Annotated in this window: 18 protein-coding genes and 1 pseudogene; 12 read left to right on the top strand and 7 right to left on the bottom strand. The window is 35.2% G+C overall.

Annotation, left to right across the window (positions count from 1 at the left end; genetic code table 11):
• Window positions 1-4 precede the first annotated feature (4 nt).
• From GSM42_RS03985 to GSM42_RS03945, 8 genes and pseudogenes are all read left to right on the top strand, one after another.
• Complete coding sequence (locus GSM42_RS03985; protein WP_160800248.1) at window positions 5-235, top strand: hypothetical protein; 231 nt, start codon at window positions 5-7, stop codon at window positions 233-235.
• A gap of 19 nt (window positions 236-254) precedes the next feature.
• Window positions 255-1,363, top strand: a pseudogene (locus GSM42_RS21290) (GerAB/ArcD/ProY family transporter).
• A gap of 156 nt (window positions 1,364-1,519) precedes the next feature.
• Window positions 1,520-2,326 carry a helix-turn-helix transcriptional regulator gene (locus tag GSM42_RS03970; RefSeq protein ID WP_160800245.1) on the top strand — a complete coding sequence of 269 codons (807 nt, stop codon included), beginning with the start codon at window positions 1,520-1,522 and terminating at the stop codon, window positions 2,324-2,326.
• Window positions 2,327-2,544: 218 nt separating this feature from the next.
• A complete protein-coding gene (locus GSM42_RS03965) occupies window positions 2,545-2,952 on the top strand; it encodes a DoxX protein (protein WP_160800244.1) in 408 nt (135 codons plus the stop codon).
• Window positions 2,953-3,111: 159 nt separating this feature from the next.
• Window positions 3,112-3,645, top strand: coding sequence for a dihydrofolate reductase family protein (locus GSM42_RS03960; RefSeq protein WP_160800243.1), 534 nt, complete (start codon window positions 3,112-3,114; stop codon window positions 3,643-3,645).
• Window positions 3,646-3,890: 245 nt separating this feature from the next.
• Entirely contained in the window at window positions 3,891-4,340 is a 450-nt protein-coding gene (locus GSM42_RS03955) for a DUF1569 domain-containing protein (RefSeq protein ID WP_160800242.1), read from the top strand.
• A 319-nt stretch (window positions 4,341-4,659) separates the two neighbouring features.
• Window positions 4,660-5,088 (top strand): VOC family protein, encoded by a 429-nt coding sequence (locus GSM42_RS03950; protein WP_160800241.1) that lies wholly within the window; start codon window positions 4,660-4,662, stop codon window positions 5,086-5,088.
• A gap of 82 nt (window positions 5,089-5,170) precedes the next feature.
• Entirely contained in the window at window positions 5,171-5,743 is a 573-nt protein-coding gene (locus GSM42_RS03945; protein WP_160800462.1) for a dihydrofolate reductase family protein, read from the top strand.
• Between the two features lie 241 nt (window positions 5,744-5,984).
• Here the strand turns inward: GSM42_RS03945 and GSM42_RS03940 are convergent, their stop codons facing one another.
• From GSM42_RS03940 to GSM42_RS03915, 6 genes are all read right to left on the bottom strand, one after another.
• Window positions 5,985-6,887 (bottom strand): CPBP family intramembrane glutamic endopeptidase, encoded by a 903-nt coding sequence (locus GSM42_RS03940; protein ID WP_160800240.1) that lies wholly within the window; start codon window positions 6,885-6,887, stop codon window positions 5,985-5,987.
• Complete coding sequence (locus GSM42_RS03935; protein WP_160800239.1) at window positions 6,877-7,665, bottom strand: MerR family transcriptional regulator; 789 nt, start codon at window positions 7,663-7,665, stop codon at window positions 6,877-6,879. The genes GSM42_RS03940 and GSM42_RS03935 overlap by 11 nt, the downstream gene beginning before the upstream one ends.
• 165 nt (window positions 7,666-7,830) lie before the next feature.
• Complete coding sequence (locus tag GSM42_RS03930; RefSeq protein WP_160800238.1) at window positions 7,831-8,289, bottom strand: hypothetical protein; 459 nt, start codon at window positions 8,287-8,289, stop codon at window positions 7,831-7,833.
• Window positions 8,290-8,310: 21 nt separating this feature from the next.
• Window positions 8,311-9,375 (bottom strand): DUF4097 family beta strand repeat-containing protein, encoded by a 1,065-nt coding sequence (locus tag GSM42_RS03925; protein WP_160800237.1) that lies wholly within the window; start codon window positions 9,373-9,375, stop codon window positions 8,311-8,313.
• A complete protein-coding gene (locus GSM42_RS03920) occupies window positions 9,372-9,929 on the bottom strand; it encodes a DUF1700 domain-containing protein (RefSeq protein ID WP_160800236.1) in 558 nt (185 codons plus the stop codon). The genes GSM42_RS03925 and GSM42_RS03920 overlap by 4 nt, the downstream gene beginning before the upstream one ends.
• A complete protein-coding gene (locus tag GSM42_RS03915; protein WP_160800235.1) occupies window positions 9,916-10,245 on the bottom strand; it encodes a PadR family transcriptional regulator in 330 nt (109 codons plus the stop codon). Before GSM42_RS03915 ends, GSM42_RS03920 begins: the two co-directional genes overlap by 14 nt.
• Before the next feature lie 439 nt (window positions 10,246-10,684).
• On the opposite strand from GSM42_RS03915, the gene GSM42_RS03910 reads away from it, so the two are divergent.
• The gene (locus GSM42_RS03910; protein WP_160800234.1) at window positions 10,685-10,909 is read left to right on the top strand and encodes a hypothetical protein; all 225 of its coding nucleotides are present in this window, start codon (window positions 10,685-10,687) and stop codon (window positions 10,907-10,909) included.
• Between the two features lie 229 nt (window positions 10,910-11,138).
• Here the strand turns inward: GSM42_RS03910 and GSM42_RS20935 are convergent, their stop codons facing one another.
• Window positions 11,139-11,918: a M23 family metallopeptidase gene (locus tag GSM42_RS20935; RefSeq protein ID WP_275402118.1), complete on the bottom strand. Its 780-nt coding sequence runs from the start codon at window positions 11,916-11,918 to the stop codon at window positions 11,139-11,141.
• A 530-nt stretch (window positions 11,919-12,448) separates the two neighbouring features.
• On the opposite strand from GSM42_RS20935, the gene ndhC reads away from it, so the two are divergent.
• Genes ndhC through GSM42_RS03890 form a run of 3 tightly spaced genes read left to right on the top strand, consistent with a single transcriptional unit; the run spans window position 12,449 to window position 13,886 of the window.
• Entirely contained in the window at window positions 12,449-12,823 is a 375-nt protein-coding gene (gene ndhC / locus GSM42_RS03900) for an NADH-quinone oxidoreductase subunit A (RefSeq protein ID WP_160800233.1), read from the top strand.
• A gap of 35 nt (window positions 12,824-12,858) precedes the next feature.
• Window positions 12,859-13,332 (top strand): NuoB/complex I 20 kDa subunit family protein, encoded by a 474-nt coding sequence (locus GSM42_RS03895; RefSeq protein WP_237446470.1) that lies wholly within the window; start codon window positions 12,859-12,861, stop codon window positions 13,330-13,332.
• Window positions 13,329-13,886, top strand: a complete 558-nt coding sequence (locus GSM42_RS03890; RefSeq protein ID WP_160800231.1) for an NADH-quinone oxidoreductase subunit C — start codon at window positions 13,329-13,331, stop codon at window positions 13,884-13,886. Before GSM42_RS03895 ends, GSM42_RS03890 begins: the two co-directional genes overlap by 4 nt.

Raw genomic sequence — 13,886 nt, 5'->3', positions numbered from 1 at the left:
AGGAATGAATATTGCCATTATAGCTATCTTATTTCTTGCTACTGTTTTATGGCAATTACCAAGTATTTGGAAAGAAGGACAAAAAAAAGAGATTATTTTATACATTTGCTTAATCTCGATTGATATAGTGCTGAGTATTTCTCTAGCACTTCATGTGGATTTACCGATAATTTCAGATGGAGTCATCTATTTTTTTAAACCCCTTAAGGATATGGTATATGGTTCGCTAGAATAAAGGAAAGAAGGTGAGTAATATGAACGATAGAGCACAGATCTCTGCTTTCCAACTAATCGTTTTATTATTTGTATTTATAGTTGGTGATGAAATTGCAATCATACCTCTGATTCAAGCTGTAGATGCCAAGCAAAATGGATGGATAGTGGGTCTTATAAGTTTATTGGTAGGGCTGTGTATTATTCTTTTTGTTTACTATCCATTAAGTAGAATCTATCCTCAGAAAACCTTTGTAGAATATAGTGAGCAAATATTAGGGAAATGGGCAGGGAAAATAGTAATCTTTTTGTTTGTTCTCTACTCATTTTACTACGCTGCTCTTTCTATGAGGTATACTGGGGATTTTGTAACATCTCAAATATTACCGCGAACTCCTTCTATCGCTATATATATATTATTCGCAGTGGTTATTGTTATGGGAGTGAGTTTAGGCTTTGAAACGATAGCAAGGAGTTTTGAGTTACTATATATTTTTATCCTTCTAGCTATAATTATTCTTACAATTTCATTTATTTCTGTTGCAGATATCCGAAATTTAGAACCAGTTTTTTTTGAAGGTGGATTTCAAAAAATTATGCGTGGCTCTATAACCTTTATAAGTTTACCTTTTGTGGAATTGTTTTTTTTCTTATGATTGTTCCTTTTGTTTACCCGCAGGAAAAAGTAAAGAAATCTTGGGTGATTGGGACTATTATGGGTGGATTGTTTGTCATTTCATTTACAGCAATGACTATTCTTGTGCTAGGAGTAAATATTACTTCCACTATACTCTATCCAGGATGGAAATTAGGAATGAGAGTGCAATTGGGTGATTTTTTCCAAAAAATACAAATTGCCATTAATATGTTATCTTTTTTTGATCTTTATTGTCGAATGGTCATATGTTTTTATTGTTCACATGTTGGTCTGGTTCAGTTGTTTAAAATAAAAAACTCGCGTTCCTTTATTCTTCCGCTCGGAATATTACTTGTATTGTTAGCGAAATTAGTTGCAACGGATACCAGCTACTTATTTAGTTTAGACAGATATAAACCTTTTCTTGATTTTTTCTTTGCTCTGGTGCCTGCACTATTACTATTAATAATTGGTAAAATAAAACAAAAAAAGGAGAAAATTTCATTTCGTTGATTTTAATTTCTATACAAATAATTTACATATAGTATAATATTATATAATTCGTGGCATATGTTTTATATTGTTCCATCAAGATTACAAGTTAGATGCTATGATTTTTAATATGAATTTTTAATGTAAACTGAAAAAATTTAGTCAGGAGTAAACGTGATGAAGTTATATCGATATGAAAAGGAATTAGAAGGTGTTGTTTCTTATATCCAATATCATTTAGATCGACCTCTGTCTCTATCTGAAATTGCTAATTATGCAGGCTATAGTCCTTATCACTTTACTCGGATTTTCAAAGAAAAAATAGGGGTTTCTCCATTTTATTATATTTCTTCGCTTCGAATGCAACAGGCAAAAAAGATGTTATTGGATACCAACTTTCCTGTACGTGATATAGGATTAAATATTGGTCAACAAAGCTTGGGGACGTTTACTACCCAATTTACAAAACGTGTTGGAATGACCCCTTCTGCATTTAGAAAGTCAACTCAGATGGTTAATGAGGACTTTCCTTCCTTAAAACAGATGAATCAATGGTCTCTTAGTAAGTTGCCAAATTCAATAGATAATAGAATAGAAGGTATCGTGGAATCGGAAGTGCCTATTGAAGGAGTGATCTTCATTGGATTATTTGCAAAACCAGTTCCAGAAGGTCTTCCTTTATATGGAACTTTACTTTCTTCTGAAGGATCATTTTGTTTTAAAAATGTGAACCCTGGGATGTACTATTTGATGGCAACATCAGTTTCATGGGAAATGGAGTCAAGTGATGTTTTGCTGCCAGAAAAGACACTCCGCTTTCGCTCCCATCAACCTATCATTGTGAAAGACTGCTTTTCGGTTCCTTTTCAACAAGTTACCCTCCGTCCTCCTTTGCTTGATGATCCGCCTATTTTAGTTTCTCTCCCATTATTAATGCGAATTTTTTTAAAAGACATTACCGCAATCGATAAGAAATCTAGGTAAAAGATAGATGCTAGAATGAAAACATGAAAAGAATACTACAAGAACTTTCAGAGAAAAAGGTAGTATTGTAGATCACAAATACAAATAAAAAGGGGATATGTACGATGATACTAGGGATTCATCAAGGAGTCTAAAATTGATTGATTCGAGATTTTTCGATTCAGTAGATTGGATTACCGTAACAAAGAAAAAAACACAAATAAATAGGAGTGAATGATATGACAAAAAAACTGCCTCTGATTGCACGCATTGGTCTTGGTATTCTTTTAGTAGCATTTGGTACTATTGGTGTACTAAATATTTTCATTCAATTTGCACCTCCAGTTCAATATTCGAATCCTGTTGCTAATCAATTTATAACAGGGATCAATAATGCTCAATATATTCCAGGCATTGTTAGTGTGTTAGGATTTGTCGCAGGTATATTATTAATCATAAACCGTTTTGTTCCTTTAGCATTAGTACTATATACGCCTATTTCAGTAAACATCATATTATTTCATCTGTTTCTAGATATGAAAACGATCCTACCTGCGCTAGTCGTTGTTCTGCTAAATGTATATCTTCTTGTGGCGTACATGGAAAACTACAAACCATTTTTAAAAGCAAAAAATGAATTAAAGTAAGATCGTGCTAACTTTTCTTAAAAGAATAAAATGATTAGGGAAATTGGAGAAAATTTAGATTTAAATGTATAAATTATTTTGTGCACAACCATCTGTATTTGAATTTTAATATATATGATAATTATTTAATTTATAAATACACTAAAGGGGAATACTATTATGAAAAAAGTCATCGTATCTTTATACTTGTCATTGGATGGAGTAATGGAAGAACCCGCTTGGACTGCACCATATTTTAATCACGAAGTAGGGAAATTTCAACATGATCTTCTGTTTGCAAGTGAAGCACTTTTGTTAGGAAGAAAAACGTATCAAGGAATGGCTGCTGCTTGGCCTGCAATGAAAGATGAAGATGGTTTTGCTGATAGAATGAATAGTGTTCCAAAGTTTGTTCCTACTACAACTTTAGAAGATGCAGAATGGAATGCAAATTTTATCAAAGGTAACGTAATAGAAGAAATAAAAAGGCTAAAACAAGAGTCCAGCCAAAATCTCTTAATCTATGGAAGCGGTGAGCTCATTCGGAGCCTGATGCAACATGATCTCATTGATGAATACCATTTTATCGTTAATCCTGTTGTGGTTGGGAAAGGAGAGCGACTCTTTAAAGAAGGAATAGATCAAAAATCCTTTAAATTGATAAACACACAGACAACGGATACAGGAGTCGCTATTCTCTCTTATTCTAATTAAACTAAAATTTGATATGCGTTCGCCAAGAGGTACTCCAAGTACTAAAAATACCTTTTTGACCACGATTGTGATTGGGATGAAATATCCGAACAGCAGACAACGATTATTGGGTACTATTTCCCTAATCGCTTAACAATTCTCCCTTCGTTCTCATGTCATCAAGTTAAGAAAAAATCTCCGAAATCGAAAAAAAGCGCTATTTTTTCTTTAGGAATTAAGAAATGGAAGCAAGGGGATTTGCACTAATGAAAAATATTTTTAATCATTTAGATACAGAGGAAATTTTAAATCGTATCGACAAATTGAGCCCAACTTCACAACCGCAATGGGGAAAAATGGATGTTGCCCAAATGCTAGCTCACTGCTCATTGTTCCAAGACATTGCCATGGGAAATTCTTTTCCTCCAAGAGGTTGGTTAGGGATATTAATTGGAAAGTTTGTGAAACCAATTTTTTATAATAACAAGCCATTATCCCGCAATATGTCCACTATTCCGACCATTTTGGTTGCAGATGAAAAAGAATTTGAAACAGAAAGAGAAAAACTGAAACAAAAAATTATAGCATTCCAAAATAATGGGCCAGAAAAGTGTACCACTCATCCACATCCTTTTTTCGGCAAACTTACTTCTGAACAATGGGGAAAAGGAATTTACAAGCACTTAGACTATCACTTAAAACAATTTGGAGTTTAGAGTCATTGAAAATCTAGGGGTCGCCGTACAAGCGCATAAAGCTAAAAACAAAATGGTTCCTCAAAACAAAAAACACGCTATTCTTTCTATAGGAATGGAAAAAAGAAAGGATGGCGTTTTTTCTGTGAATCTATTTACCCGAGAAGAAGAACTTCATTTGTTTTAAGTAGTTTCTCTTAAAAGACATTTCCGCAATCGATAAGAAATCTTAGTAAAAGATAGTTGCTAGAATGAAAACATGAAAAGAACACTACAAGAACTCTCAGAGAAAAAGGTAGTTTTGTAGTCACCAAATACAAATAAAAAGGGGATATGTACGATGATACTAGGAATTCATCCTTATATTCTAACAGACGGTGATGGGAGAGAGGCAGTGGAATTTTACCAAGAAGCAATAGATGCGCAAGTCATGCAAATCCAAACATTTGGAGATATGCCAGCAAATTCAGATTTCCCAATACCAGATGAGATGAAACAGCGTATAATCAATGCTCATTTAAAAGTGGGAGATACGGATCTAATGATTTCTGATACATTTACAGGTCAAACACTGCCCATAGGAGACCAAGTCACTATTTCATTGGCTACTAATGACATTGATAAAACAAGAGAAGTGTTTACCAAACTGCAAGAAGAAGGTCAAGTTCTCATGGCTTTAGAAGAAACGTTTTGGAGTCCGTTATATGGTCAAGTAAAAGATAAATTTGGAGTCACTTGGCAAATTACAACCGTTATAGATCCTTCGTAACTGGAGCTCTGCCATATATGGTTAAAAGATATGTAAGATCCTAAAATAGGAATATAAACATAAATGATTGGAGTGACAAATGATGAGAAAAGTCGTTTTATATATGCATACTTCGCTGGATGGTTGTGTAGAAGGATCAAGCCCATGGGATATCAGTTGGATTTCTTATAATCATGAATTAGAGAAATATGCGGAGGAAGTTTTGAGTAACGTAGATACCGTTTTATGGGGACGCACTACCTTTTTGGGGATGCAGCAATATTGGACATCGGTGCCTGATAATCCAGGGAGTTCCGAGCATGAAATCAACCATTCTAAATGGTTAGAAAATACAACAAAAATAGCTTTTTCCAAGACATTAGAAAAGGTGGATTGGAAAAATTCCCGTCTAGTAAAAGAAAATATTGCGGAAGAGATTATGAAACTTAAACAACAGTCAGGGAAAGATATGATTATTATAGGCAGTCCTGTCTTGGCTCAATCTTTGATGCAACTGGATTTGATTGATGAATATCGTTTAACGGTGAATCCGGTTATTTTAGGGAGTGAAAAGCCATTATTTAAAGATATTCCCCATAAAATGGATTTAAGATTAGTTGATTCAAGAGTATTTGATTCAGGTGTAGTTGGTCTTACGTATCAAAGAAATAAATAACTTTTGTGAGTACTATAATTTTTAACTCATTTGCTATCAATCTATAACAGCAAATGAAAAAGTAATTGAATATCAAACCAAATCCAGAATTTTTACTATTATAGTATATGATAAAGTAGAGAAAAACCGTTGATTTTTAATGTAATATCAACGGTTTTTCTATGATTAAGAAGAAAGCACAATCCCCCAACTGTTTAGAGTATTTTATTGATATTTGAGAACTCAATACTAGTGTTTATCTTTACATATTGAAAAGTTCCAATAGATGCTGTGGAGAAGCATTCATAACACCATGAATGATAATTAATACCCAAACATTTCGATATTTAGCCCAAAAGTATCCTAAAAATAAACCTGTTACACCTTGATTGGAAATAACAGTTGCCAGATCAAGATCCCATTGGCCGATGCTCTGTATAGAAACATGCCAAATGGCCCAAAGAATGGATGTAAGAAGGATAGCTGACCATGGACCGATCAACCTCTCTAAACGAGTTTGTAGCCACACCCGATAAAAAATCTCTTCTAGCAAACTATTGATAAGGAAACCAACTAATAGCGTAATGAGCAGTATCGTTGAATCTGTAATTTTACTTGGTACATGTGGCGGAGACAATATGGAGAAGTAGCGCAAGTATATCCATATGCATGTAATAATCAATGGTGCAATCCAATCGCATCTATATGAAGTAGATGGTGATTTTGTCTTTACGTAACTTGCATCACGCCATTTGAAAATGAAGATAAACATCCAAGGAATTACTAATAAAAAGCCTAGTTTTAATATCATATACCAAAGTTGAAATTCTTCCCCTGTTCCTTTTACAAGTAAAAGAATAGCAGGGAATAACACAGCGCCCAGTACAAAGATCCAAGTTTGTAAACTAATTACTCCTTCATCTAGCTTATTGAGGGGGTTGTATTTATTTAAATGCAAAGGAATAAGTCGAGTAAGGAGTATCCCCACAAATGATGGTATCCAGATTACCCAAATGGAGATCGTCCCTGTGTGATCTGCAGTATACCGTATAGCAGAATTTCCAGCCCATAACAGCCAACTAGCTGATAGTAAGAAAATAGTTAAACTAATGATTCCAACGATCCAACTCCATGTTGGGTAAAGGATAGATTGATTATCTTTCATCTTGTGCACGCTCCTGTTGTTGAATGAAGTAAGTATACATTTCATCTATATAGTCCATTAATGTTTGATCTAAACCATAAACATATGGTGATTGTCCTTTATCTGGTTTAATCCGCTCCCAATACTTTTCTGCCAATGATGTATCGTTTTGAAATAGCTGTAGATTAATTTCATGAAGTTGTTTGGCAATTTGTTGCATGTGAGTAGATTGAGGAGATAAATGTAAATTTTTACGGATTTGCTCAGCTAGCTCTATCATTACAGTAACAGTTGGGTTATCGCTGCCTACAACAGGTAATTGTTTCAAAATAGTCTTTTCCTCTTCCGTGAAATAATCATCATGAAAAGTAGCTGACACTACACCATTTTCCATCTTTCGATCTTCTAGTAATTGAATGAGATCAAATATATCTTTTGGATCAACCTGTCCTCCTTTTAATTGAATGGTATGAAGAGTTGTTCGCAAGTAATAAAGTTTTCGTTCTAATCTTTCCTTTTCGTTTTGTACTTGATCGATTTGTTCTTGAATAGAATGCACGATGTTTTCCTTATACGTGATGCGTTTAGATCGATATTGAAATTGTTTGATTTGATCTAAGGTAAAACCAATTGATTTTAATAGTAGTATTTCTTGAAGTTGTACAAGCGCATGTTGATCATAATAACGGTAATGTTTATCATCTGTTTTTGTTGGTTTTAACAGACCTATTTCATCATAGTAATGAAGCGCTCGTCTGCTAATGTTTGCTTTTTTGGCTAGTTCTCCTGTGCTGAACATTAAATCACCTCGTAGTTGTTATTATGTCGTATCACGTATACGTGAAGGTCAAGCACAAAGAATAACAAAAATGTATAAAGAAGAACCCACGAATGCTCGATAATAAAGCACTTGTGAGTTCCTATAGCGATTCACCAAATTTATCAAATATGGAACAATCTTTGGTTAATTATTTACAGAGGTGTATTTAGCAGCCCGAAAATATTGGTTTGCATTTGGCCGGAACATCCAAAATAGTGCAGCAAAAACACAGATGATATGAATGATTCGACTTAAGGTGAATAATATAGACCAGACATTTAGACCTACAAATGCTTCGCTGATTGCATGACCTTCCATCAGCCAAGAAATAGGGTCGATTATTAGTGTTAATGTGCCCACGATCCCTAAACCAATTGCTAAGGTGATTCGTGCCCAGTTTTTTCGTTTTCTCATCTGAATGGTAACGAAGATAAAGATCGTGTAAATGATTCCACGGATAAGAATTCCCATAACTAACCCTTGAATAGAGGTGGCATTTTTTAGTAACGAATCAATTACGAAAAATATTGTTTCCGCCATCCCTGCTACAATAGCTAGTATCCAAAATGTATATGCTTGCTGTGCTTCTTTTGGTATATCCATTTCATATCCCCTTTTAAATAATTATCTGCTAAAGGATACATCCCCGAAGCTTGTCTTCATCATTAACGTAGGTGGATTAGGTGAATCTGTCCCAATCGTTCCTTTTAGTTCACGATTATCTTCGTTATTGGTTGAGGTGGCATTCCCCTGTATGGGAAAATCAGATTGAACATTGCTTCCCTCGAAATTTACATTTAGCGTTTTGGGATCATGGCCAACGGCGACATTGATATCTCCATTGCTTGTATTGACTTGATTTTGACCGTGAAAGTTGTTTATGGATTGCATGTGAATATCACCATTACTAGAACTAACAGAGAAATTCGTATTTATATTTTGAAGTGTGACATCTCCATTTGTGGTATTCGCCTCTAGTTTTTTTCCTTGGTACCCACTTAAGGATATATCACCTTGAGTAGATTTCAGACTAAGCTGACTCTCTCCTAATGGCTTAGTTGGGTCTTGAATGTTGCTGAATTCCATATGAATATCTCCTGAACTTGTTGTTATCGTATTGTTTGCTTTCAAATTAATTGCTCCAGTCAAATGAATATCTCCATGACCTGTTTGAACGGATAGGGAAGCATCTGTATTTTGTAGCTTAATGTCGCCACTTTTTGTGTTTGCAGTGGCTGTTTTTCCAGAATAATCGCTTAACTGGATGTCTGCGTTATTCGTTTGGAGCATAAGTGAGTTGTATTGTTTCTTAGGTAAGTACACGGCGACTTTTGTTGGTTGTTTGATAGCACCTATATCAAAATGAATCCAGTTGCGATAGCTTGTTTCATTTCGTATTGCTTGTATTTCGACTGTATCGCCATTCGTGGTTAATTGGAGGTCTGTTGTTACATTTTCTTGTTTTGTTCCTTTAAAAGAAGCTTTAATTTGGTTGTTTGTGCTCGGGTAAATTTCCATATCGACCGAGTTACTTACTACCTTCACATTATGAATTGCTGATCCATTCTGCATTTTTTCATGTTTAAAAGGCGTTTCTTCCTCTAATCCCATACGGTTATATACCATAAAAGATGCACCGACTAATCCAACAATAAAAATAATGATTCCTGTAATGATGACTTTCTTCATTTTCTTTCACCTCTGATGATTCGTTGATTGGACTTTAAATAACGGGCAAACCAATTGATGAATTTTTTTGAAAAATAAGTGTTCCATGCTCCAAGAACTAATCCAATTCCTAAGAGGATCAAGGTGATAAAACCAAGTAACAAGACAGATTGCCAACTGTCACCACTAAATAATGTAACGATAATGGATAAAGGAGAAAGAACAAATGCGAGTGACACAGCATACAAGGATATAATTACGACTACGATTGCGATAAAGGGTGCAAGAACAAATACCAAATTAAGAAATCCTAAACCTAATGAAGTTAATACCGCTCGAGTGATACTCGTGTAAGAGCTGTTTTGCTCTGCATGCTCTAAGTGATATTCTGTTACTAACTCCCGAGCAATTTTCTTCGGATTTCCGAGGCTGTGTGCAATCTCTTCTTCTGTCCGACCTTTAAATAATCCATGCTCAAAGTGTTCTTCATAATCTGCAATAGCTGCTTCCTGTTCATCCTTGGGTAGTTTTTGTAGATGTATTTTCAGTTGCGAAAAAAACTCATTTTTGTTCATTTAAAATCCCTTCCTCAATCAACAGATTTACTGCAGCTGAAAATTCTTTCCATTCTTCGATCAACTCATCTGCATACTTTTGACCCACTTCTGTCAGCTGATAGTATTTTCTTGGGGGACCTTCGGTTGATTCTACTAAGTAAGTAGTAAAGTATCCTTCCTTGGTCAGTCTCCTGAGAAGAGGGTAGATAGTTCCTTCTGCAATAAGAAATTTTTCCGATATCGTATGAACTAATTCATAACCATATCTATCTTTTTTTAGTGTTAGCACTAGCACACATAAAGTCAGTACACCTTTTTTAAATTGTACATTCATCTGATCACATCCAATTATCTTAAGGTACTGTGCAATGCATTGTACTTGCTGATAGGATAATAACATGCGCTATTGTACATTGCAAGGTACTGTTTGAAATTTTTTTGATCTTTGTAATATGGTTTTCTAATCAAAAAAGAGTTGCTAATAGATTTGCCGGGCAATTCAATTCGAAATGCCGAAAATAAAGAATCTTACCAGGCCAAGATGAATCAAACTTCTGTTTAAATTTATTGACCACGAAAAGTATATGAATGATTTGCAAAATCAAGTGTAAAACACTGGATATGTATCCTATAATGATTGGGCTCTAGCAGGTGGAATTGTAATTTCCATACTTCATTAAGATATTGTAAAGAGGTTTATTTGTTTTAATTTATATAATTATTTCTGCTATAATAACTAAAATTGTTAATCACCTAGATGAAAGAAGTACCTGATGCCTCGAAAGAACGTAAAAATTGGAATCCAGCGATGTGGTCTCCACCCCTTTGAAGGATGGCTTGTCATTCAGGATATGGGTGATAAAGTTATCGCATTTCCTGATAATTATTCTTCCTGCCATTATACTAAAAAGGAAACTGCAGAAGCCATTGCAGAAAAGAAAAAGAAAGAATGGAAGAATAACGGATATGTAGTGAAGGAGAGGCCGAGTGGGAAATAAAATCAAGAAATAGGGAAATACAAATCTAGGTGTTCAGCTGGATATCTAATATGATATTCAGCTGAATAGAAAGTAATGATCCAAAGTATATAGAGAACCCCCTTCTATTTCCATGAAGGGGGTTCATTGAATAAAAAGTGTTACTAGTAACGAAACAATCGACTTATTGATCTGACTGTTCTACAGCTGGAATACCAATAAACTGTTTGTTTAGTTTATTCAGTAAGTTTTACTTGCAAGTTGGGGCGATTTGGTCATCAGAACCTGTATATACAAACGAATCCGGGACGTATTTCCCTTTTCCAATTTGGTTCCACCATTTACTGGTACCATATGGACCTTTTACTGCTTTACCTTTCACTTGACAATAGATGGTTACTTTCGATTTATTTGCTAATGATTGAACGACTTTGGAAGAGGCAGTTGGTTTTTCGTAGACAGGTAACTTTCCTGAATTGGTTTTAATGAATCCTGTGTAATGTATCGTTGAACAACCATTTAAGCTTTTATATATTTTAGCGCGATAATAGGATGCTTTGATAAATCCAAAATAAATAGGTTTTACGACTCCGTTATATTTTTGTTCAAAATGCAGGTGAGGTCCAGTAGATTTTCCTGTACTGCCGACATTTCCAATTTTCTGCCCTGCGTTCACGATTTGACCTTTTTTTACTGTGATTTTACTCAGGTGTGCATACCTTGTTTCCCAACCATTTCCATGGTCGATATAGACATATTTGCCATAGCTCTTGTTACCAAGGTTTCCTATTTTTTTAATTTTTCCAGATGATGATGCTACGATTGTATCGCCAGATGCATTGGTGCGTCTAAAGTCGATCGATAACTTTGGATTGTGATTGGTACGCGTCTCCCCCACCCAAGTTTGCCCACAAGGAAAAGGTATTTGAAAATGTGGTGCAGCCAAACTGACATCTGGATTTGCGAGGAAGATAGAAAAACTACTCAACAGAAGCGCAAGAGATAAGATAATGGAACTAGTTTTACTCAAGAAAAACACCTCCTCCTCAGGAATTATATATAAAACCAAAGTTATCCTTTAGGGATGTATTTATATTCTAAATATAGACTTAATTTCAGACATAAAAAATACATATTTTGCTTTTTGCTAGAAGTAGAGAATCATTCGAATTAAACATATCTACTTCATTAATAAAGAGAGAAATGCTGTAGATTGGCGGTGGAAGGATAGACGATAAACCAAATATAAACAAAATGATCATTTTTCACCATATATATGTGAAAAAGAATTCTATGCTTTGTGCATAATTAGACACAACTCTTCTTTTTTTGCTATAATCAGTTCAAAAGATTGGTTGTTTTTATAAAATTTCGCTTTAAATTGCGTGCAAGATGATTCGCTATTTGGAATAGGAATGTACAAGTGCCATCTTATTTGGTTTCCTTTCTGCAGTTGTAGCTTTTTTTAACTGAGATTCACAAGAGAGTGGTTTCTTTTTTTGTCTAAAAATCTGAAAGCGTTTTATTTTGAAAGAAGATGGATGCAAAGGAGTTTCATACATGCCAATAAGCAAATCTTTTCTCATCATTGGTATCTTTTTTCTAGTTGCTGTATTACTACCGATTGCAGCTTTAACATTGGGGCGTTTTTTACGAGCGTCAAAGCCTAGTGAAGAAAAAGCTACTACTTATGAAAGTGGCGTAAATCCAATAGGTGGAAGTTGGGTTCAATTTCATGTGCGCTATTATTTATACGCACTATTATTTGTTATTTTTGATGTAGAAGCTATCTATCTCTTCCCATGGGCAGCATCGTATGATGTATTGCGCTCTGAAATAGGATTAGGGATTTTATTGGAAATGGGCTTGTTTCTTGGGTTTTTAATTTTAGGACTTATCTATGCATGGAAAAAGAAGGTGTTAGAGTGGAAGTGAATTTTGAATCAATAGATCCTTTGACACGTCAATCAATGGAACGAAATGTCCTTACCACGAGTTTGGATCAGGTAAAAGCATGGGCAAGAAGTAATTCCATGTGGCCCTTAACCTTTGGACTAGCATGCTGTGCGATAGAGATGATGGGAACAGGCGGCTCACATTATGATTTGGATCGATTTGGTGTCATTTTCCGGGCATCACCTAGGCAATCTGACTTAATGATTGTTGCAGGTACAGTGACAAAAAAGATGGCTCCATTGCTTCGTCGACTCTATGATCAAATGCCGGAACCAAAATGGGTTATAGCGATGGGATCGTGTGCTACTGCTGGCGGACCTTATGTGAAATCATATTCCGTCGTTAAAGGGGTTGATCAAATTGTGCCCGTTGATGTTTATATTCCAGGATGTCCACCAAATCCAGCAGCATTGATTTATGGGATTCACAAGTTACAAGAGAAAATCCGCTACGAAGCCAAAACAGGAAAGCGGGTGACGAGCCAATGAGTGAAGAACAAAAAAAACCGCCTGTTCGTCCAAAACCAGCAGCAAAAAAAGTAGAACAAAAACCATTACCTCCTTCTCCCAAGCAGCCTGTCGTAGATGAATTAGTCGCTTTATTACGGCGGAATTTTGGTGAGTCAGCAATTGTAGAAGGGTATATCAATCAACCAAACGATCATCTTCCTACTATCCTTATTTCCCGGGAAAAGTGGTTAGAGATTTTGACCTTTTTGAGAAATGAAGAGTCCTTGCATTTTACCTATTTGCAAAATGCATCAGCGATCGACTATGAAACACATCTGGAGGTAGTTTATCACCTGCATGATTTAAATCGTAAAGAACGAATTGCAGTAAAGGTAAAACTAGATCGGGAACATGCTGTACTTCCTAGTGCATCGAGTCTTTTTGCAGCGGCTAACTGGAACGAACGGGAAATGTATGACTTAATGGGGATTCAATTTACTGATCATCCTGAGCTGAAACGAATTCTACTGCCAGATGATTGGGTAGGTCATCCGCTTCGCAAAGATTATGAAGCGTTTGATGAGGGGGTTTAG

Origin of the sequence: Shimazuella alba, from assembly GCF_009831235.1 — a bacterium.
Lineage (GTDB): Bacteria > Bacillota > Bacilli > Thermoactinomycetales > Thermoactinomycetaceae > Shimazuella > Shimazuella alba.
Note: the sequence above shows the minus strand (reverse complement) of the source record. Positions and strands in the feature narration are given on the sequence as shown.